This is a genomic window from Flaviramulus multivorans (genome assembly GCF_021728415.1).
Classification (GTDB): Bacteria; Bacteroidota; Bacteroidia; order Flavobacteriales; family Flavobacteriaceae; genus Sabulilitoribacter; species Sabulilitoribacter multivorans.
This window is the reverse complement of sequence record NZ_JAKKDV010000001.1, coordinates 111,407-131,797: the sequence shown is the minus strand read 5'-3', so window position 1 is coordinate 131,797 and position 20,391 is coordinate 111,407. Positions and strand designations below refer to the sequence as shown.

The window sequence follows — 20,391 nt, the reverse complement described above, 5'->3', positions numbered from 1 at the left end:
AAATTAAGAAGCCGAAGTGATTTCTTTATACACTTTGCTATTCTCTATTATTTGATGGATATCATTATCGTCAACTTCCTTTTTATTATCAGCAAAATCTAAAAAATTAGTATAGATTTCATCTAACTGAAGTTTGGTTAATTCGTATCCTATATTTTTTGCTCTATACGCTAATGCTGCGCGACCACTTCGCGCTGTTAATACAATAGCAGATTCGGTTACACCTACATCTTTTGGGTCTATAATTTCGTAAGTTTCACGGTTTTTAATAACACCATCTTGATGGATTCCTGAGCTATGAGCAAACGCATTGGCGCCTACAATAGCTTTGTTAGGTTGCGTGTAAATACCCATACTGTCTGATACCAACTGGCTAATGCCGTAAAGCATTTCAGTTTTAATACCAGTATCTAAATTTAAGTAAGGATGTTGTTTTAATATCATTACCACTTCTTCTAAAGCCGTATTTCCGGCGCGCTCTCCAATACCGTTAATAGTACATTCTATTTGGCGAGCACCGTTAATGACACCTTCAATAGAGTTAGCAGTGGCTAAACCTAAATCGTTATGGCAGTGGCAAGATAAAATCGCTTTTTCAATACCTTTTACGTTTTCTTTAAGGTATTTAATTTTTGCACCATATTCGTGTGGTAAACAATAGCCTGTAGTATCTGGAATGTTTAATACGGTAGCTCCTGCTTTTATAACCGCTTCACAGACTCGTGCCAAATATTCATTGTCTGTTCTACCAGCATCTTCTGCATAAAACTCAACATCTTCAACAAAAGATTTAGCATAACTAACAGCTTTAACCGCACGCTCAATAATGGCTTCTTTGTTGGATTTAAACTTGTGTTTTATATGGGAATCTGAAGTGCCTATACCTGTATGTATTCTGGCTTTTTTAGCATATTTTAAGGCTTCAGCGGCTACTTTTATATCGTTTTCAACCGAGCGTGTTAAACCACAAACGGTAGCATTTTTTACAATTTTAGAAATTTCTTCAACCGATTTAAAATCACCAGGACTCGATACCGGAAAACCAGCTTCAATAATATCAACACCTAAAAAATCAAGCTGTTCTGCTATGATTAATTTTTGCTCGGTATTTAGCTTACAACCAGGAACCTGCTCACCATCTCTTAGCGTTGTATCAAAAATTTGGACCTTATTATCAGACATTTATTAAAATATATTTTCTTATTGTACTACGAATGTATATTTTGGTTTCGTAAAAACAGAATTAGACATTATATTATTACGATGTTTAACTATGTGATAATTGGTTTAAAAACTTGAAAATCAATATTTTAATATTGTTTTTGTAACTATGACAAGAGAGCAAAAAGATAATTTGTTTGTGTTGGTAAAGTCGTTGTCTAAGTCAGAAAAAAGGCAATTCAAGCTTTATGTAGGTAGATTAGGGGTTAATGAGGACTCTAAGTTTTTAACGCTGTTTAATATTCTTGATAAACTTTCGGTTTATGATGAAGCTACTATTTTAAAAAAAGGCATTGTAAAAAAGCAGCAATTATCAAACTTAAAAGCACATTTGTACAAGCAAATATTAATTAGCTTACGTTTAAATCCATCGCATCAAAATATTAGAATACAGATAAGAGAACAGCTCGACTTTGCGACTATTTTATACCATAAAGGGCTTTACAAACAGAGTTTAAAAATATTAGATAAAGCCAAAAGTTTAGCCATTGCCAACGAAGAAAAAAACGTTGCTTATGAAATTGTAGAGCTTGAAAAAATCATTGAATCTCAATACATCACCAGAAGTTTAAGCAATAGGGCAGATGAGTTAACCATTCAAGCAAGAGACTTAAGTTTACAAAATGTTTTGGCTAGTAAACTATCAAATTTATCGCTTCAATTGTATGGTCTTTTTTTAAAAACAGGCTATGTAAAAAATGATGAAGAGCATAAAGTAATAACCAAATATTTTAATGACCGATTACCAAAATATGACATCAATAAACTAGGGTTTCGAGAAAAACTTTGGCTTTACAAGTCGTATTTATGGTACAGCTTTTTAACGGTTGATTTTTTGTCGTGCTATAAATATGCGTCCAAATGGGTTGATTTATTTTATGATAATAAAGATCAAATTATTTTAAACCCCGTATTTTTTTTAAGAGGAAATCATTATTTGCTTGAAGCCTTGTTTTATTTAAGACAATACAAAAAGTTTAAACATGCCTTATCAAGATTGGAAAAAGTTACTAAGGAAAAATGGTTCCCTATTGATGATAATATTGAAGGCTTAGCCTTTTTATACATTTATAATAATAAATTCAACTTACACTTTATTGAAGGAAGTTTTAAAAAGGGATTGCCATTAATTGATGAGGTTTTAGAACGCCTGAAAAAATATAGAGACCGTATTGATGAACATCATGTTATGGTATTTTATTATAAAATAGCAAGTATGTATTTTGGTGCAGGCGAACATCGAAAATGTATTCAATATTTAGAGAAAATAATCAGTAATAAATCGTTGCAAATGCGCGAGGATTTGTTGTGTTTTTCAAGAATTTTAAATTTAGTGGCGCACTACGAAGCTGGTTTAGATTATAATTTAGAATCACTAATTAAAAGCACGTTTAAGTTTTTAATTAAAATGGAAGATTTGTACGAAGTGCAGAAAGAATTCATCAAATTCTTAAGAGGCTTGGGCGATATCTATCCGCATGAAGTTAAGGACGAGTTTATAAAACTTCATAAAAAATTAAAAGAATTTGAAAACGACCCATATCAAAGTCGGGCGTTTCTTTACTTAGATATTATTTCATGGTTAGAATCAAAAATAGAAAACCAACCTATCGACTTAATCATTCGAAATAAATTTGAGGAAACACATTCTAATACGAGTGATAGAGCATAAAGTTGAAATTTTTCCTTAAAAAATTTGGATATTAACTTTTTCTAACCGAATATTTGCATTCACAAAGTTCAAACACTTATTGAGATGTTATCAAGAAAGGCGGAGGGATTAGACCCTGTGAAACCTTAGCAACCCTTTACCTGTAAAGAAGGTGCTAAATTCTACTCAAAACTTGAATTTTTAAGTTTTAGATAGATAACCAAACGAAATTGCTTTTAGTAATTTTATTTTTCTTTTTAACATTTTTCTATATAAGTACACCTTTTTGGTGCATTTGGCTTTTGGTTTAATTTATTAATTCAAAAACTTAGAAAAATGAGTACACAAAAATTAGCTACAAATGCGTTACACGCTGGTCATGATGTAACTGCAACAGGAGGAACTAGAGCAGTTCCTATTTATCAAACAACGTCTTATGTATTTAACAATTCCGATCATGCGGCAAATCTATTTTCACTTCAAGAATTAGGTTTTATTTACACACGTTTAAATAATCCAACCAATCAAATTTTACAAGAGCGTTTAGCTGCCATCGAGGGTGGTATAGGAGCCGTTGTTTTTGCATCGGGTACTGCAGCTATTTCTACAGGATTATTAACGCTATTAAAAGCGGGCGACCATATTGTAGCATCAAGCAGTTTATATGGAGGTACCTATAATTTATTAAAAGTTACATTACCTAGATTAGGAATTACAACAACATTTGTTGATGCAGATAACCCAGATAACTTTGCAGCTGCAGTAAAAGATAATACACGGGCGTTTTTTGTAGAATCGTTAGGAAACCCAAAACTAGATGTTTTAGATATTGAAGCCATTGCTAAACATTCCAAAGCAGCGGGTGTGCCTTTTATTGTTGATAATACGGTGGCTACTCCTGCCTTATTAAATCCAATAAAGCATGGAGCTAATATTGTTATTCATTCGTTAACTAAATATATAGGAGGGCAAGGAAATTCACTTGGTGGTGCTATAATTGATGGCGGAAATTTTGATTGGAGTAATGGAAAATTCCCTGAGTTTACAGAGCCTTCAGCAGGATATCACGGATTAAAATATTACGAGACCTTAGGTGCTGCATCCTATACTTTTAAATTAATTTTGGAAGGATTACGGGATTTTGGAGGGGCTTTAAGTCCAACAAACGCTTTTAACATCATACAAGGATTGGAGACCTTATCAGTAAGGATTAAACAACATAGCGAGAATGCTTTAGCATTAGCAAAATGGTTAGAAGGGCAAGACGAAGTAGCATGGGTTAATTATCCAGGATTAAAGAGCAGTAAATACAAAACCTTAGCAGATAAGTATTTGCCTAATGGTAAAAGTGGTATTGTTACTTTTGGTGCTAAAGGCGGATTTGATGCGGCTAAAACTATTGCCGATGAGACAAAACTATTTTCGTTATTAGCTAATATTGGAGATACCAAGTCATTAATCATTCACCCTGCAAGCACAACACACCAGCAATTGAATGAGGATGAACAAGCATCTGCAGGAGTGTCAGCAGATTTAATTCGATTATCTGTTGGAATTGAAGATTTGGACGATTTAAAAGCTGATTTAAAAGCTGCTTTTAGTAAAATTTAAACATTGAAGCACAATTTGCAACATATTATTTTAAAAGACTTTACAACCGAGAGTAAAGTGCTAATTCCTGAAATAAAGTTAAGTTATCAAACTTTTGGTAAAACTTTAGGTACGGCACCAGTTGTTTTAGTTAATCACGCATTAACCGGTAATAGTAATGTTGCTGGTGAAGATGGATGGTGGAAAGATTTAGTGGGAGATGATAAGGTTATTGACACGAAGCTTTACACGGTTTTAGCATTTAATATTCCAGGAAATGGGTTTGATGGTTTTGTTATAGAAAACTACAAAGATTTTGTGGCACGAGATGTGGCGAGCATTTTTTTAACTGGTTTAAAAACACTTGATATTGATAAGGTGTTTGCAACCATTGGAGGTTCGTTAGGTGGTGGTATCGCATGGGAAATGGCGGTGTTAAAACCAAATTTCACTGAACATTTAATACCTGTAGCCACTGATTGGAAATCGACTGATTGGTTGATTGCTAACTGTCAAATTCAGGAACAATTTCTTTTAAATTCAAAGAACCCTGTACATGATGCGCGTATGCATGCTATGTTGTGTTACCGCACACCGGAGTCTTTTAAAGAGCGTTTTCAGCGTTCAAAAAACGAAGATTCAGAAATTTTTAATGTTGAAAGTTGGTTGTTACATCATGGTAAAAAACTGCAAGAGCGATTTCAGTTATCCGCTTATAAATTAATGAATCAGCTTTTAAAAACTATTGATGTTACCAAAAATCGAAAAGCTGATTTGAATGTGCTAGAAGGCATAGAATCAAACATCCATATTATTGGTGTGGATTCGGATTTATTTTTTACAGCAGAAGAAAATAGGCAAACCCATAAACAATTAGCGGTTACGCATGCCAATGTTACATACAATGAAATACAATCGGTACACGGGCACGATGCGTTTTTAATGGAATACGAGCAATTAGAAAAAATAATAGAAGGCATTTTTGTGCCAGATTCTAAAAAGAAAAGAATGAAAGTAATAAAGTTTGGAGGCAAATCTTTGGCTAATGGAGAAGGATTGAATAAAGTTATTTCAATCATCGAAAATAAAGTGAGTGCTGGTGAAAAGATTTCGATAGTGGTGTCTGCTCGTGGTAAATCAACCGATGAACTCGAAGCTATTTTAAATAAAGCACATCGAGGAAAGGATTTTAAAGAAGATTTTGAAGCTTTTAAAGCATATCAAAGGGCGCCTTTACCATCCATTGATTTTTCGGAAGAATTTTCAAGATTAGAGAGGTTGTTTGAAGGGGTTAGTTTATTGCGTGATTTTAGTAAAAAAACTAAGGATGAAATTTTAGCTCAAGGCGAATTGCTTTCGGTTAAATTGGTTTCAGAATTACTGAATAAAAAAGGTATAAAAGCCAAAGCTACAGATACAAGAAGCCTGATAAAAACTGACGGGAATTTTGGAAATGCACACCCTATCACTCAGCTTTCAAAAGATAATGTTAAACGATATTTCAAAGAAAGTAATAACGATACTATTAACATTGTAACTGGGTTTATTGCGTCAAACTCTGAAAACGAAACAACAACCTTAGGAAGAAACGGAAGTAATTATACCGCCGCTTTATTAGCCAATTATTTAGATGCTGAAGAATTACAGAATTATACGCATGTAAGTGGTATTTATACTGCAAATCCAGATTTTGTAGAAGACGCTCAAAAAATAAGAGAGTTGTCGTTTAGCGAAGCTAATGAATTAGCCAATTTTGGTACGACTGTTTTACATGCTAAAACCATCATTCCTTTAGTTGAGAAAAACATTAACCTTCGTATTTTAAACACCTTTAATCCCGACGATGAGGGTACTTTAATTACTGCAAAACCAAGCTCAAAAGAAGTAACATCCTTATCGGTTTTAGATAATGTGGCGCTTTTAAATTTAGAAGGGCGCGGGTTGTTGGGTAAAATAGGTGTTGATGCCCGAATTTTTAGTGCTTTGGCTCATAAAGATATTAGTGTAAGCATCATTTCACAAGGTTCTTCGGAGCGTGGTATCGGGCTTATTATTGATGCGGACAAAGCAACACAAGCAGTTATCGCCTTGGAGCGAGAATTTGAAAACGATTTTTATTCGCAAGATGTCAATAAAATTGATGTGATTGACGATGTATCGGTTATTTCAATTATTGGTATTGAATTGAGTTCGTTTCATAAACCATTCAATGCACTTATTAGAAATCAAATCACGCCATTGCTATTCAATAACACGGTTACAGGACGAAACGTAAGTTTGGTAGTTAGAAAGAGCCAGTTGCATAAAGCAATGAATGTGATTCATGGTGAAATATTCGGAATTTCTAAAAAAATCAACATCGCGATTTTCGGTCATGGTTTAGTAGGTGGTGCTTTAATCAATCAGATTTTAAAATCAAAAGATGAGATTGAAAAGCGTAAAGGCATTAACCTTAATGTGTTCGTTATCTCAAACTCAAAGAAACTCCTACTAAATAAAAAAGGGGTAAATAAAAATTGGCAAAAAGAAATTCAGTCAACATCTACTGAAACTAATATTGAAGATATTATTGCCTTTGCAAAAACGCATCATTTAGAAAACTTAATTGCTGTTGATAATACAGCAAGTTCAACGTTTTACGAAAACTATATTCCGTTAGTGGAAGCTGGTTTTGATTTGGTGTCATCCAATAAAATAGCTAATACTATTTCACACAATTTTTATGCAGAATTACGCGCTCAACTAAAAGAGCACAACAAACAATATTTGTACGAAACCACAGTTGGTGCCGGTTTGCCGTTGATTGATACTATTAAATTATTGCATGAATCTGGAGAAAATATAACGAGAATTCGCGGTGTTTTTTCAGGCACTTTAAGTTATTTGTTTAATAATTTTTCAGTACAGGATAAGCCATTTAGTGCTATAATTAAAGAAACGATTGATAAGGGGTTTACGGAACCAGACCCACGTGAAGATTTTTCAGGAAATGATGTGGCTAGAAAATTGTTAATTTTGGCAAGAGAGTTAGATTTGCAAAATGAATTTGAAGACGTATCAGTGCAAAATTTAATTCCTGAAGCATATCAAAACATTTCGGTGGATTCTTTTTTAAGTCAGTTGGAGGTTTTAGACGAACAATATCAAAAGATAAAAGACCAACAAAAAGAAGGATATGTGTTGCGTTATGTGGGCGATTTATCAGGTGATTTATCTCAAGATAAAGGAAATTTAGAGGTAAAATTAGTATCTATTCCTGAAGATAGTACCTTAGGTCATGTAAAAGGAAGCGATGCGATTTTTGAAATATTTACAGAGAGCTATGGCGAACAACCTATTGTTATACAAGGTGCTGGAGCAGGGTCAGAAGTTACCGCACGTGGTGTTTTTGGAGATATTTTGAGGTTGTCAAAACATATAAATTGAAAAAGCGATTCCTAAAAGTTTAGCTTTTAGGTTTCAATTGAAACTACCATTCTCGCGAAGGGGGTAATCTATAAAATTAAAAATGAATAAGAATAAAAAACATTTTGAAACAGAAGCTATAAGAACCCAGTCTGAAACCACACAGTTTTCAGAGCATTCTGTACCCTTATATTTAACATCAGGGTTTGTTTTTGATGATGCTGAAGAAATGAGAGCCTCATTCGCTGAAGAAAAGCAGCGCGATTTATACAGTAGATATAGCAACCCTAATGTTAATGAGTTTGTAGATAAAGTGTGTTTGATGGAAGGTGCCGAAGCAGGTTTTGCGTTTGCTAGCGGAATGGCTGCTGTGTTTTCTACATTCGCTACTTTACTAGATGCCGGAGATCACGTAGTATCATGTAGTTCTGTGTTTGGAGCAACGCACGGTTTGTTTACCAAATACTTTCCAAAGTGGAATATTGAGTGTTCTTATTTCAACATCAATGAAGTTGAAAAGATAGAAAGTTTAATAAAACCAAATACGAAATGTATTTATGCTGAAACACCGACTAATCCTGGTGTGGATGTTTTAGATTTAGAAGCCTTGAGTGCTATTTGTAAAAAACACAATCTATTATTGGTGATTGATAATTGCTTTGCAACGCCATATTTGCAAAACCCTATAAAATTTGGGGCAGATTTGGTGATACATTCTGCAACCAAATTAATGGATGGACAAGGACGTGTGTTAGGTGGTGTTACTGTGGGTAAGGAGGAATTAATTCGAGAGATTTATTTGTTCTCAAGATTAACAGGGCCATCAATGAGTCCGTTTAATGCTTGGGTGTTGTCGAAATCTCTAGAAACCCTTGCTGTAAGAGTAGATAGGCATTGTGAAAATGCTTTAAAATTGGCAACCTATTTAGAATCTCATCCTAAGGTGAAATGGGTTAAATATCCTTTTTTAAAGTCGCATCCTCAGTACGAAGTGGCTAAAAAGCAAATGAAATTAGGTGGTAATATTGTGGCTTTTGAGGTAAAAGGAGGTATTGAGGAAGGTCGTAAATTTATCGATGCTATAAAAATGTGTTCACTATCTGCTAATTTAGGAGATACCAGAACTATTGTAACGCATCCTGCGAGTACCACTCATGCAAAGGTGGAACCAGAAGTAAAAGCAGCTGCAGGTATTAGCGATGGTATGGTACGAGTATCTGTTGGTTTAGAACACGTCAATGATGTTATTGAAGATTTAAAGCAGGCTTTAGGGTAGGTAGATAATTGTTGTTTTTTTAGAAGCCTTTATCTTCATTTTTTAAATATTTCAAGATATATATAACTTTTCCTAAAATACCTATATTAGCATCATGCTATCTAAAAAAACAAAATACGGCTTAAAAGCACTTACTTACATTGCAAGAAGTAAAGACGAAATACCTGTGCAAGTGGGCGAAATTGCCAAAAGCGAACAAATACCGCAAAAATTTTTAGAAAGCATATTACTTACCTTAAGAAAAGCAGGCTTTTTGGGTTCTAAAAAGGGGAAACATGGTGGTTATTATTTAAGAAAAGAGCCATCAGAAATTTTAATGACCGAAGTAATGCGTGTTTTAGAAGGACCAATTGCTATGGTGCCATGTGTAAGTTTAAACTTTTATGAAAAGTGTGATGATTGTGTAGATGAACATGCCTGTAGTGTTCACAAACTCATGATTCAAGTACGCGATAGCACACTTCAAGTATTTAGAAATACCACACTTGCCGATTTATCGAGTAAATAACACTGAGAATTTATTAAAATAATCCGTATTTCTTGATATTTTCTTCAGTTCATCTTAAAAAAATTCCATTATTCTAAAAAATTGTTAATACTGTTTGTACTTTAATTATATGTTTTATATTTGTAATTCCTATTAAATCGATAGGATTAATGTAAAATTCAATTAAAATGATTATTGATACGGTTTTAAATAGAATTGAGAAGGAAGAAAAAGTACTTAATAAAGACGTGAAAGTAATTAGCATTGACAGTGCGTCTGAAGAAAAAATATTAAAAACTAAAGAGGAACCAAAGGAAAGAGTTAAGCGTAGTATTGCTAAAACTATAAGTTGGAGAATAGTAGGAACTTTAGATACTGTTTTGATTTCTTGGTTAATAACAGGAACCTTGGCGTTGGCATTTTCTATTGGATTGGTTGAATTAGTAACAAAAATGGTGCTGTATTTCTTTCATGAACGTGCTTGGAATAATATTAAATGGGGAAAGTAATGATAGATCAAAACACTATAAACGAATTAAATTCACAGTATAAAAACGCATCGCCTATCGATATTATAAAAAAAGCTTTCCAGCTTAATAATAAGGCGGTAGTTACAACAAATTTTAGACCATATGAAGCGGCTATTTTACATGCTGTAAGTAAAGTAGAATCTAAAATCCCTGTTATTTGGTGCGATACAGGTTATAATACACCACAAACCTACCGACATGCAGAAACGGTGATTAAAAATTTAGATTTAAACATCTTTTTATACGTTCCTAAACAAACGTCTGCTCATCGCGATGTTGTTTTGGGAATCCCAAGTATTGATGCACCAGAGCATGCTTTATTTACCGAGCAAGTAAAACTAGAGCCTTTTAAAAGAGCTATGAAGGAGCATAAACCAAATGTATGGTTTACAAATTTGCGTCAAGGGCAAACAGCTTTTAGAGACAGCATCGGTATTTTTAGTGTAAGTAAAGACGGTGTTTTAAAAGTGAGTCCGTTTTACTATTGGTCTGATGAAAAATTAGATACTTATTTAGCGGAGCATAACTTACCAAACGAATTTAAATATTTCGACCCAACTAAAGCTTTAGAAAACAGAGAGTGTGGTTTACACGCTTAATAAAATATTATGAAGAAAGATACATCACATATTAATTCGTTAGAAAACGAAGCCATTTACATCATGAGAGAAGTAGCAGCACAATTTGAAAAACCAGTGTTGTTATTTTCAGGAGGAAAAGATTCAATTACATTAGTACGATTAGCTGTTAAGGCATTCTATCCTGCTAAAGTACCTTTTCCATTAATGCATATTGATACAGGACACAATTTCCCTGAAACTATCGAGTTTAGAGACCGTTTGTGTAAAGAATTAGGGTTAGAGCTAATTGTACGTAATGTTCAGGACTCTATTGATGAAGGTAAAGTTAAAGAAGAATCAGGGCGCTATGCAAGCAGAAATATGTTGCAAACCACAACGCTTTTAGATGCTATTGAAGAATTTAAGTTTGATGCATGTATTGGTGGTGCCCGTCGTGATGAAGAAAAGGCACGAGCGAAAGAACGTATTTTTTCCGTACGTGACGATTTTGGCCAATGGGATGAAAAAAACCAGCGTCCGGAGTTATTCGATATGTTGAATGGAGACATTGAACATGGGCAAAATGTACGTGTGTTCCCTATTTCAAACTGGACAGAACTAGATGTTTGGTCTTATATCGAAAAGGAAAATATTGAAATTCCATCCATCTATTTTGCACATAAACGTAAAGTGTTTTTAAGAGACGGTATGATTTGGTCTGCCGATGATGAGGTAGTTTACCGCGATGCACATGAAGAGATTGTAGAAGAGTTAGTGCGTTTTAGAACTGTAGGTGATATGAGTTGTACGGCAGCTGTTTTATCGGATGCTACAACCATTACTAAGGTGGTGGAAGAGATTCGAGAAAGTACCATTTCGGAACGAGGCGCTCGAATAGATGACAAGCGTTCAGAAGCTGCAATGGAGAAGCGTAAGCAACAAGGGTATTTCTAATAACAACAAATTACTAATTTAAAAAACAGTCCTTCTTCATCGAAGGTTATTATATAAAATGGAAGTATTAAAAATAGCAACAGCGGGAAGTGTCGACGATGGGAAAAGCACCTTAATAGGGCGAATTCTTTATGATACAAAATCATTAACTACCGATAAGTTAGAAGCAATCGAAAAAACGAGTAAACAACGTGGATACGATTATTTAGACTTTTCGTTAGCTACAGATGGCTTAGTTGCTGAAAGAGAACAAGGAATTACTATTGATGTTGCACATATTTATTTTTCAACTAAAAAGAAAAGTTACATTATTGCTGATACTCCTGGTCATGTTGAATATACTAGAAACATGGTTACGGGCGCTTCAACATCACAGGCATCAATCATTTTAATTGATGCTAGAAAAGGAGTGATTGAGCAAACCAATCGTCATTTCTTTATCAATAATTTATTACGCATTAAAGATATAGTAGTTGCTATTAATAAAATGGATTTAGTTGACTATGCGGAAGATGTTTACAATAAAATTAAGGCAGATTTTTCTGAATTAATGAGTAAACGCGATTACCAAGATCAAAAAATAACATTTATCCCTGTAAGTGCTTTAAAAGGTGATAATGTTGTTAACCGATCTGATAATATGCCTTGGTATACTGGTGAATCATTATTGGAACATTTGGAGAATTTAGATAAAAAAGATATTTATAATGTGGGTACACCACGCTTCCCAGTGCAATACGTTATTCGTCCTAAAACTGAAGAGTTTCATGATTTTAGAGGTTATGCAGGAAAAGTATATGGAGGTGAGTTAAGTGTTGGAGACAACATAATTGTATTGCCTTCAAAAACGAGATCAAAAATTAAAGATATCTACGTTTACGATCAGAAGTATGAAACAGCTTCTAGACGTTCATCAGTTACAATTACTTTAGAAAACGACATCAATGTTAGTCGTGGTGATATGATAGTTAAAGAGGGCGATTTACCAACTATTGATAAGCAGTTTACTGCGAATGTTTGTTGGATGGATTCAGATCATTTAACAATTGGTGGTAAATATGTTGTGCAACATGGCGTAAATAAAGTGTTGGCAAAGGTTGATAGAATCAATCATAAAATTCACCCTGATTATTCTGGGATTGAGAAACATGTTAGTGAATTGGGTATGAATGATATTGCTTCTGTAACCTTCAAATTAAACAAACCAATTTTTTACGATCAGTTTAAAAACCATAGAACAAATGGGTCATTTATTCTTATCGATACACAAAATAATAACACCGTAGGTGCAGGCTTTATTCAATAAAAAAGGATTATGCAAAGTTTTAGAACAGAAATAGAAAACCCAGTTGTAGAAAAAGACATTATTGAATTAGCCAATAAAATTGAGCTTTTTCACAAGGGAAAAATAGACGAAGAGAAATTTAGAAGCTTACGTTTAGCACGAGGTGTTTACGGTCAACGTCAAGAAGGCGTACAAATGATTCGTATAAAATTGCCTTACGGAAAAGTAAAAAGCAAGCAACTACGAAGAATATCGGATGTTTCTGATGAATATTCAAGAGGTCGTTTACATATAACAACACGTCAGGATATTCAAATTCATTATGTCGATTTAAATAGAACCCCAGAACTTTGGGCAGAATTAGAGCGTGACGATGTTACACTAAGAGAAGCTTGTGGTAACACGGTTAGAAATATTACAGCTTCAGAGTTAGCTGGGATTGATCCTAATGAACCTTTTGATGTGTCGCCTTATGCAGATGCTATGTTTCGTTTCTTCTTAAGGAACCCTATTTGTCAAGAAATGGGACGTAAATTTAAGGTATCTTTTTCTTCTTCAGATGAAGATACGGGTTTGTCTTACATGCATGATTTAGGTTTTATTGCCAAAATTCAAAACGGAGTTCGTGGTTTTAAAGTGATGATTGGTGGTGGATTAGGTTCACAACCTCGTCATGCCGATGTATTATACGATTTTATTGAAACCGATAAAATTATTCCAGTAATGGAAGGTGTTTTAAGAATTTTTGACCGTCATGGAGAGCGTAAGAGTCGTGCTAAAGCACGTATGAAATTCTTAATAAAAGATATAGGTTTAGAAGCTTTTATAAAGTTGGTTGACGAAGAACAAAATGCTATCGAACTTAAATCGGTGCCTATTGATGCCGATGCATATGAAGTATCAAAACCAGTTTCGGTTGAAGCACCTCAAGTTGAAATTAAAGATGAAAAGGCTTTTGAGTTGTGGAAGTCTACAAACTTAATTCCTCAAAAGCAAGAAGGCTATGTTGCTATAGGTATTAAAGTTCTTTTAGGAGATTTTTATACAGATAAAGCACGTTTGTTGGCTGATTTAGTTGAAAATTACGCAGCAGGTGAAATTCGCTTATCACTTCGTCAAAATATCGTGATTCCTTTTGTAAAAGAAGATTTAGTGCCGTTTTTCTACAATGAATTAGAGAAATTAGGTTTTGTAGAAGCCGGTTATAATAAAGCTGTTGATATTACAGCTTGCCCTGGAACTGATACTTGTAATTTAGGAATCGCAAGTAGTACAGGAATTGCTGATGAGTTAGAGCGTGTTTTAAAAGCTGAATATCCTCAGTATTTAAAAAATGACGATGTAGTTATTAAAATCAGCGGTTGTATGAATGCATGTGGGCAACACAACATGGCGAATATTGGTTTCCAAGGAATGTCGGTTCGTACTCCAGATAAATTGGTTGCACCAGCTTTACAAGTATTGCTTGGTGGCGGGAACTTAGGAGACGGAAATGGTTTGTTTGCCGATAAAGTTGTGAAAGTACCGAGTAAAAGAGGACCGGAAGCATTACGCAGAATTTTAAATGATTACGAAGCTAATGCTAACGGAAAGTCGTTTGTAGATTATTATAAAGTAACCGGTGAACGTTATTTTTATGATTTGTTAAATGATTTACAAGATGTTACTAATTTAACACAAGATGATTTTATTGATTGGGGAACAACCGAAGAATATGTGAAAGAAATTGGTATTGGCGAGTGTGCAGGTGTGGTTATCGATTTGATTGCGACGTTGTTTTTAGAAAGCGAAGAAAAAATTGATAATGCTAAAGAAGCATTCAACAATAAGGTATATTCAAGTGCTATTTATCATGCTTATAGTTCTCTGGTTAATTCGGCGAAAGCGTTATTATTGGCTGAGAACAAAAAAACAAATACACATGCAGGTATTATTAGTCAGTTTGATGAGCTGTTTGTAGCTACGGGGAATATGGATTTAGGGACTTCTTTTACAGAATTGATATATCAAATTAATAAATTTGCACCAACTAAAGATTTTGCATCTAAATATATTGATAATGCTAACGAATTTCTAGCAAAGGTAAAAGTCTATAGAGAGGCTGATACGATTGCGATTCAAAAGAAGGCAGTTTAGTTAAAAGAAATAATTATGATTACCCCAAAATTAACAGTTGTTGGTGCAGGTCCAGGCGATGCCGAATTAATCACACTTAAAGCTATAAGAGCGATTAAAGAAGCTAACGTAATCTTATACGATGCGCTAATAAACGAAGAACTTTTAGGTTATGCTTCAAAAGAAGCCGAACTTATCTTTGTAGGGAAACGTAAAGGGTGTTATGCATTTCAACAGGAACAAATCAACGAACTTATTGTTGCTAAAGCCAACGAAAAAGGGCATGTCGTGCGCTTAAAAGGCGGCGATCCATTTATTTTTGGCCGTGGCGCAGAAGAGATTGATTATGTGCGTGAATTTGGTTTGGAAACTTTTGTAGTTCCTGGAATTTCATCATCCATGGCAGTACCAGCATATCAAGGAATTCCATTAACCAAACGCGGTGCTTCAGAAAGCTTTTGGGTTATCACCGGAACAACTAAAAACCATCAATTATCATCAGATGTTGCATTAGCGGCTAAATCCACGGCTACGGTTGTTATCCTTATGGGTATGAGTAAATTGCCAGAAATAGTTCGGATTTTTTCTAAAGAAAATAAGCAAGATACTGCAGTTGCCGTAATTCAAAACGGGACAACTACAGATGAAAAAGTCGGTATTAGCACCATAGACAACATTTGCGATGTAGTTGAAGAAAAACAGTTGGCAAACCCTGCTATAATTGTAATTGGTGAGGTTGTAAAAGAACGCGTAATTTTAAACTCTATTTACAACGAAGTAGTTAGAGCTTGATAAACTTTATGGAAAGAAATAATTTATATCCAATTTTTTTAAAAACAAACAACCTTAATATACTTATTGTAGGAGGCGGTTATGTTGCGGAGGAAAAATTACACTTTCTTTTAAAATCGAGTCCAGATGCTTGTGTAACAATAGTATCACCAATGTTTAGAGAAGATACTTTATCTTTAGCTAAAAAAGGAAATGTTACCTTGATAAAGGATACGTACAGTAAAAAATATTTAAAAGGAAAGCATATAGTTGTGGCAACGACTGATGTTCCTGAAATAAATGTAAAAGTTTATAAGCATTGCCGAAAACAAAGTATTTTGGTTAATGTAGCCGATAACCCTCCATATTGTGATTTTTATATGGGAGGAATCGTAACAAAAGGTAATGTGAAAGTAGCGATTTCAACAAATGGAAAATCGCCAACAACGGCCAAACGTTTGCGTCAGTTTTTTGAGGATGTAATTCCTGAAAATGTAGACGATTTGGTTAAAAATTTAAACGAATATAGAAAAACGATAAAAGGTGATTTCGAGGAAAAAGTAGAAACCTTAAACGAATTTACCAAAGGATTAATTGCAAAAAGAGAATCATAGTATGATTAAAACAGATATACTCATCATAGGGGCAGGACCAACTGGATTATTTACAGTTTTTGAAGCAGGATTATTAAAACTAAAATGTCATTTAATTGATGCATTACCCCAACCAGGTGGTCAATGTTCAGAAATTTATCCAAAAAAACCCATCTATGATATTCCTGGTTTTCCTGAAATTTTAGCTGGAGATTTAACAAGGAATTTGTTGGAGCAAGGGAAACAATTTGAACCGGGTTTTACATTAGGTGAACGTGCTGAAACTATAGAGAAACAAGACGATGGGTCTTTTATTGTAACAACCAATAAAGGCACAAAACATCACGCACCTGTAGTTGCTATTGCGGGTGGTTTAGGTTCTTTTGAACCTAGAAAGCCTACAATTGATGCCATTCCAGAATATGAAGATAAAGGGGTAGAATATATTATAAAAGACCCAGAAATTTATAGAGATAAAAGAGTTGTAATATCTGGCGGAGGTGATTCTGCACTAGACTGGAGTATATTTTTATCTGATGTGGCTTCTGAAGTAACTTTAATTCACCGTAGAAATGAGTTTAGAGGTGCTTTAGATTCTGTTGAAAAAGTTAGGGAATTAACACTGCTAAATAAAATAAAATTAATTACACCTGCAGAGGTTACCGATTTACATGGCGATGGAAAAATTGAATCAGTAAGCGTAACAAAAGATGGCGAAGTAACTAGGTTGGAAACCGATCATTTTATACCATTATTTGGTTTGTCACCAAAATTAGGACCTATTGGAAATTGGGGACTAGAAATAGAGAAAAATGCCATAAAGGTTGATAATTCTTTAAACTATCAAACCAATATTCCAGGTGTTTTTGCTATTGGTGATGTGAACACTTATCCAGAAAAATTAAAGTTAATTTTGTGCGGATTCCACGAGGCAACATTAATGTGTCAAGCAGCTTATCGAATCATCAATCCAGGTAAAAAGTATGTTCTAAAATATACAACAGTTAGTGGAATTGACGGATTTGATGGCACACGTAAAGAAGCACCAAAAGCAGTAGTTCAAGCAATTAATTAGAAATAAATAATCTGTGAAAAGTTATAATGTTTGCTTAAAAGACACCGTTAAAACCTTTACAAAAAGATTGTTTTACTCGTTGTTTGATTGTGAACAAGAAGAGGCGCATAGCAATTATTTGGAAAATACATTTCTCGAAATACTTTCTGCTTTAAATATCGAAAACGGCGAACAAACTTGGGCAACATTTAAAGACGAACTTCCTCAGATAAGAAAGAAGTTAGATTTAGATGCTATTGCCTTTGAGCGAAACGATCCTGCATCAAATTGTTTAGAAGAAATTTATTTAGCATATCCAGGATTTCATGCTATTTCAATTTACAGATTGAGTCATGAACTTTATAAACTGAATATTCATATTCTTCCAAGAATGATGACGGAATATATTCACGGTATTACGGGTATAGATATCCATCCAGGAGCAACCATAGGAGAATCATTTTTTATTGATCACGGTACAGGAATTGTAATTGGAGAAACCTCCATTATTAAGAACAACGTTAAAATTTACCAAGGGGTAACCTTAGGAGGAATACAGGTTTCTAAAGATTTAGCCAAGGTAAAAAGACATCCAACCATTGAAGATAATGTATGTATTTACGCGAATGCTACTATCCTAGGTGGTGATATTGTTATTGGCGCAAATAGTATCATTGGAGCTAACGTTTGGATAACCCAGTCTGTTCCAGAAAACTCTTTAGTTACCTATCAAACAGAAATTAAAATCAGACCAAAAAAGAATGGGATTCGAGAATAGTATAATTGGTCAAATAGGAAATACGCCTTTAGTTGAAGCCACACATCTCATCAATAAAAAAGGTGTGAAATTGTTTTTAAAATTAGAAGGCAATAATCCTGGAGGTAGCGTAAAAGACCGTCCTGCTTTTAACATGATTAATGAAGCCTTAAAGCGAGGCGACATAAAAAAAGGAGGAACTTTGGTTGAAGCTACGAGTGGAAATACGGGAATTGCTTTAGCTTTTATTTCAAAGCTGTTAGGTTTAAATATGATTTTAATAATGCCTGAAAACTCCACAGAGGAACGCGTAAAAACAATGCGTGCCTATGGCGCTGAGGTTATATTAACGCCTGCGGATATTGGTATAGAGGGTTCTCGAGATTTAGCTTTTAAATTAAGAGACGAAAAAGGATATACACTTTTAAATCAATTTGAAAACGACGATAACTGGAAAGCCCATTATAAAACTACAGGTCCTGAGATTTGGGAAGGTACACAAGGTAAAATAACCCATTTTGTATCGGCCATGGGAACCACAGGAACCGTAACGGGCGTTTCAACCTATTTAAAGGAAAAAAATAAAAACATTATAATTGTTGGTGCACAACCAGATGATAATTCAAGAATACCTGGTATAAGAAAGTGGTCACCAGAATATGTGCCAAAGTTTTTCGATAAAAATCGAGTAGACCAAGTTGTTGAGGTAACTGAAGACGAAGCTAAAGCAATGACCCAAAGATTAGCAAAAGAAGAAGGTGTTTTTGCTGGTATGAGCAGTGGTGGTTCTGTGTTTTGTGCATTGCAAATTGCAGCGCAAATTAATGAAGGTGTCATTGTAGCTATTATTTGTGATAGAGGAGATAGATATTTATCTTCTACTTTGTTTGAATAAATAAATATAGTTAGTACTTTTGTTTACTAGTTCATAAACGTATTAATATTGTTATCAAGAAAGGTAGAGGGAATAGACCCGTTGAAACCTTGGCAACCCTTTAACTTTAAAGAAGGTGCTAAATTCTACTGCTTGTCCTTAATTTATTTCAGGAACTAATCAAAGAGCAGAAAGATAACGAAAAGTGTTTTCCAACTTTTCTTGATGACATGTAGATATAAAATATCATAAATGTCAAACATAAAACAAGCTTTACAAGAACGTATTTTAGTGCTCGATGGTGCTATGGGTACTATGTTGCAAGCCTATAAATTTACTGAAACCGACTTTAGAGGGGAACGGTTTAAAGAGTATCCTACGCCACTACAAGGTAATAACGATTTATTGTCAATTACTCAACCACAGGCCATAAAGGAAATACATGCAAAGTATTTTCAAGCTGGAGCAGATATTGTTGAAACTAACACGTTTTCTGGAACAACCATAGCAATGGCAGATTATCAAATGGAAGATTTGGTTTATGAGCTTAATTTTCAGTCGGCTAAAATTGCTAAAGAAGTCGCTAATGAATTTACGGTTAAAGAACCTCATAAACCGAGATTTGTGGCGGGGTCTATTGGACCAACAAACCGAACTGCTAGCATGTCGCCCGATGTAAACGATCCTGGATATCGAGCCGTAACTTTTGATGAATTAAGAATTGCATACAAGCAACAAGTTGAAGCCTTAGTTGATGGTGGTGTTGATGTACTTTTAGTTGAAACTGTATTTGATACACTTAATGCTAAAGCGGCACTATTTGCAATTGAAGAGGTGAAAGAGGAAAGAGAAATTGATATTCCAATTATGTTAAGTGGAACGATTACCGATGCATCAGGAAGAACCTTATCAGGTCAAACTGCTGAAGCTTTTTTGATTTCAGTTTCACATATTCCATTGCTATCCATAGGATTTAATTGTGCTTTAGGAGCTAATTTGTTACAACCTCATTTGGAAGCCATTGCCAATAAAACCGATTTTGCAATTTCTGCTCATCCTAATGCAGGATTACCAAATGCCTTTGGAGCATATGATGAAACTCCAGAAGAGATGGGAGAGCAAATTGAAGAATATTTGAAGAAGGATTTAATCAATATTATAGGAGGTTGCTGTGGAACAAGTCCTGAACATATTCGAGTAATTGCGAACATAGCAGCAAAATACAAACCACGTCGTCATGCTGAACTTGCTTCAGTATCTCACTAGAA

The 20,391-nt window shown here is 34.3% G+C and carries 17 protein-coding genes and 2 riboswitches; of the genes, 16 read left to right on the top strand and 1 reads right to left on the bottom strand.

Annotated elements, in window-relative coordinates; genetic code table 11:
• Positions 1-3: 3 nt before the first annotated feature.
• Positions 4-1,182: a 2-isopropylmalate synthase gene (locus tag L3X39_RS00635; protein WP_237229439.1), complete on the bottom strand. Its 1,179-nt coding sequence runs from the start codon at positions 1,180-1,182 to the stop codon at positions 4-6.
• A 148-nt stretch (positions 1,183-1,330) separates the two neighbouring features.
• Between L3X39_RS00635 and L3X39_RS00630 the strand changes: the two genes are divergently transcribed.
• From L3X39_RS00630 to L3X39_RS00555, 16 genes are all read left to right on the top strand, one after another.
• On the top strand, positions 1,331-2,893 hold the full coding sequence (locus L3X39_RS00630; RefSeq protein WP_237229438.1) for a hypothetical protein: 1,563 nt from the start codon (positions 1,331-1,333) through the stop codon (positions 2,891-2,893).
• Between the two features lie 84 nt (positions 2,894-2,977).
• Positions 2,978-3,095, top strand: a riboswitch (SAM riboswitch).
• 113 nt (positions 3,096-3,208) lie between these two features.
• Positions 3,209-4,483: an O-acetylhomoserine aminocarboxypropyltransferase/cysteine synthase family protein gene (locus tag L3X39_RS00625; RefSeq protein ID WP_237229437.1), complete on the top strand. Its 1,275-nt coding sequence runs from the start codon at positions 3,209-3,211 to the stop codon at positions 4,481-4,483.
• 3 nt (positions 4,484-4,486) lie between these two features.
• Positions 4,487-7,888, top strand: a complete 3,402-nt coding sequence (gene thrA, locus L3X39_RS00620; protein ID WP_237229436.1) for a bifunctional aspartate kinase/homoserine dehydrogenase I — start codon at positions 4,487-4,489, stop codon at positions 7,886-7,888.
• Between the two features lie 82 nt (positions 7,889-7,970).
• A complete protein-coding gene (locus L3X39_RS00615; RefSeq protein WP_237229435.1) occupies positions 7,971-9,143 on the top strand; it encodes a trans-sulfuration enzyme family protein in 1,173 nt (390 codons plus the stop codon).
• A 94-nt stretch (positions 9,144-9,237) separates the two neighbouring features.
• A complete protein-coding gene (locus L3X39_RS00610) occupies positions 9,238-9,651 on the top strand; it encodes an RrF2 family transcriptional regulator (RefSeq protein ID WP_237229434.1) in 414 nt (137 codons plus the stop codon).
• A gap of 194 nt (positions 9,652-9,845) precedes the next feature.
• A complete protein-coding gene (locus L3X39_RS00605) occupies positions 9,846-10,139 on the top strand; it encodes a DUF2061 domain-containing protein (protein WP_379840295.1) in 294 nt (97 codons plus the stop codon).
• A complete protein-coding gene (locus tag L3X39_RS00600; protein ID WP_237229432.1) occupies positions 10,139-10,759 on the top strand; it encodes a phosphoadenosine phosphosulfate reductase domain-containing protein in 621 nt (206 codons plus the stop codon). The genes L3X39_RS00605 and L3X39_RS00600 overlap by 1 nt, the downstream gene beginning before the upstream one ends.
• A gap of 9 nt (positions 10,760-10,768) precedes the next feature.
• A complete protein-coding gene (gene cysD, locus L3X39_RS00595; RefSeq protein WP_237229431.1) occupies positions 10,769-11,674 on the top strand; it encodes a sulfate adenylyltransferase subunit CysD in 906 nt (301 codons plus the stop codon).
• Between the two features lie 58 nt (positions 11,675-11,732).
• Positions 11,733-12,980 carry a sulfate adenylyltransferase subunit 1 gene (locus L3X39_RS00590; RefSeq protein ID WP_237229430.1) on the top strand — a complete coding sequence of 416 codons (1,248 nt, stop codon included), beginning with the start codon at positions 11,733-11,735 and terminating at the stop codon, positions 12,978-12,980.
• 9 nt (positions 12,981-12,989) lie between these two features.
• Positions 12,990-15,095, top strand: a complete 2,106-nt coding sequence (locus L3X39_RS00585; protein WP_237229429.1) for a ferredoxin-like domain-containing protein — start codon at positions 12,990-12,992, stop codon at positions 15,093-15,095.
• A gap of 15 nt (positions 15,096-15,110) precedes the next feature.
• A complete protein-coding gene (gene cobA / locus L3X39_RS00580) occupies positions 15,111-15,866 on the top strand; it encodes a uroporphyrinogen-III C-methyltransferase (protein WP_237229428.1) in 756 nt (251 codons plus the stop codon).
• A gap of 8 nt (positions 15,867-15,874) precedes the next feature.
• Positions 15,875-16,459, top strand: coding sequence for a precorrin-2 dehydrogenase/sirohydrochlorin ferrochelatase family protein (locus tag L3X39_RS00575; RefSeq protein ID WP_237229427.1), 585 nt, complete (start codon positions 15,875-15,877; stop codon positions 16,457-16,459).
• A gap of 1 nt (position 16,460) precedes the next feature.
• On the top strand, positions 16,461-17,513 hold the full coding sequence (locus L3X39_RS00570; protein ID WP_237229426.1) for an NAD(P)/FAD-dependent oxidoreductase: 1,053 nt from the start codon (positions 16,461-16,463) through the stop codon (positions 17,511-17,513).
• Between the two features lie 13 nt (positions 17,514-17,526).
• Positions 17,527-18,270, top strand: a complete 744-nt coding sequence (gene epsC / locus L3X39_RS00565) for a serine O-acetyltransferase EpsC (RefSeq protein WP_237229425.1) — start codon at positions 17,527-17,529, stop codon at positions 18,268-18,270.
• A complete protein-coding gene (gene cysM, locus L3X39_RS00560) occupies positions 18,254-19,144 on the top strand; it encodes a cysteine synthase CysM (protein WP_237229424.1) in 891 nt (296 codons plus the stop codon). Before epsC ends, cysM begins: the two co-directional genes overlap by 17 nt.
• Positions 19,145-19,192: 48 nt before the next feature.
• A riboswitch (SAM riboswitch) is annotated at positions 19,193-19,325 on the top strand.
• 50 nt (positions 19,326-19,375) lie between these two features.
• Positions 19,376-20,389 (top strand): homocysteine S-methyltransferase family protein, encoded by a 1,014-nt coding sequence (locus L3X39_RS00555; protein ID WP_237229423.1) that lies wholly within the window; start codon positions 19,376-19,378, stop codon positions 20,387-20,389.
• Positions 20,390-20,391 lie beyond the last annotated feature (2 nt).

Bases quoted from the DNA above. Each gene is read 5' to 3' on its own strand.
- L3X39_RS00635 (WP_237229439.1), bottom strand. From the start codon at position 1,182: ATGTCTGATAATAAGGTCCAAATTTTTGATACAACGCTAAGAGATGGT.
- L3X39_RS00630 (WP_237229438.1), top strand. From the start codon at position 1,331: ATGACAAGAGAGCAAAAAGATAATTTGTTTGTGTTGGTAAAGTCGTTG.
- L3X39_RS00625 (WP_237229437.1), top strand. From the start codon at position 3,209: ATGAGTACACAAAAATTAGCTACAAATGCGTTACACGCTGGTCATGAT.
- L3X39_RS00615 (WP_237229435.1), top strand. From the start codon at position 7,971: ATGAATAAGAATAAAAAACATTTTGAAACAGAAGCTATAAGAACCCAG.
- L3X39_RS00610 (WP_237229434.1), top strand. From the start codon at position 9,238: ATGCTATCTAAAAAAACAAAATACGGCTTAAAAGCACTTACTTACATT.
- L3X39_RS00600 (WP_237229432.1), top strand. From the start codon at position 10,139: ATGATAGATCAAAACACTATAAACGAATTAAATTCACAGTATAAAAAC.
- cysD (WP_237229431.1), top strand. From the start codon at position 10,769: ATGAAGAAAGATACATCACATATTAATTCGTTAGAAAACGAAGCCATT.
- L3X39_RS00590 (WP_237229430.1), top strand. From the start codon at position 11,733: ATGGAAGTATTAAAAATAGCAACAGCGGGAAGTGTCGACGATGGGAAA.
- L3X39_RS00585 (WP_237229429.1), top strand. From the start codon at position 12,990: ATGCAAAGTTTTAGAACAGAAATAGAAAACCCAGTTGTAGAAAAAGAC.
- cobA (WP_237229428.1), top strand. From the start codon at position 15,111: ATGATTACCCCAAAATTAACAGTTGTTGGTGCAGGTCCAGGCGATGCC.
- L3X39_RS00575 (WP_237229427.1), top strand. From the start codon at position 15,875: ATGGAAAGAAATAATTTATATCCAATTTTTTTAAAAACAAACAACCTT.
- L3X39_RS00570 (WP_237229426.1), top strand. From the start codon at position 16,461: ATGATTAAAACAGATATACTCATCATAGGGGCAGGACCAACTGGATTA.
- cysM (WP_237229424.1), top strand. From the start codon at position 18,254: ATGGGATTCGAGAATAGTATAATTGGTCAAATAGGAAATACGCCTTTA.
- L3X39_RS00555 (WP_237229423.1), top strand. From the start codon at position 19,376: ATGTCAAACATAAAACAAGCTTTACAAGAACGTATTTTAGTGCTCGAT.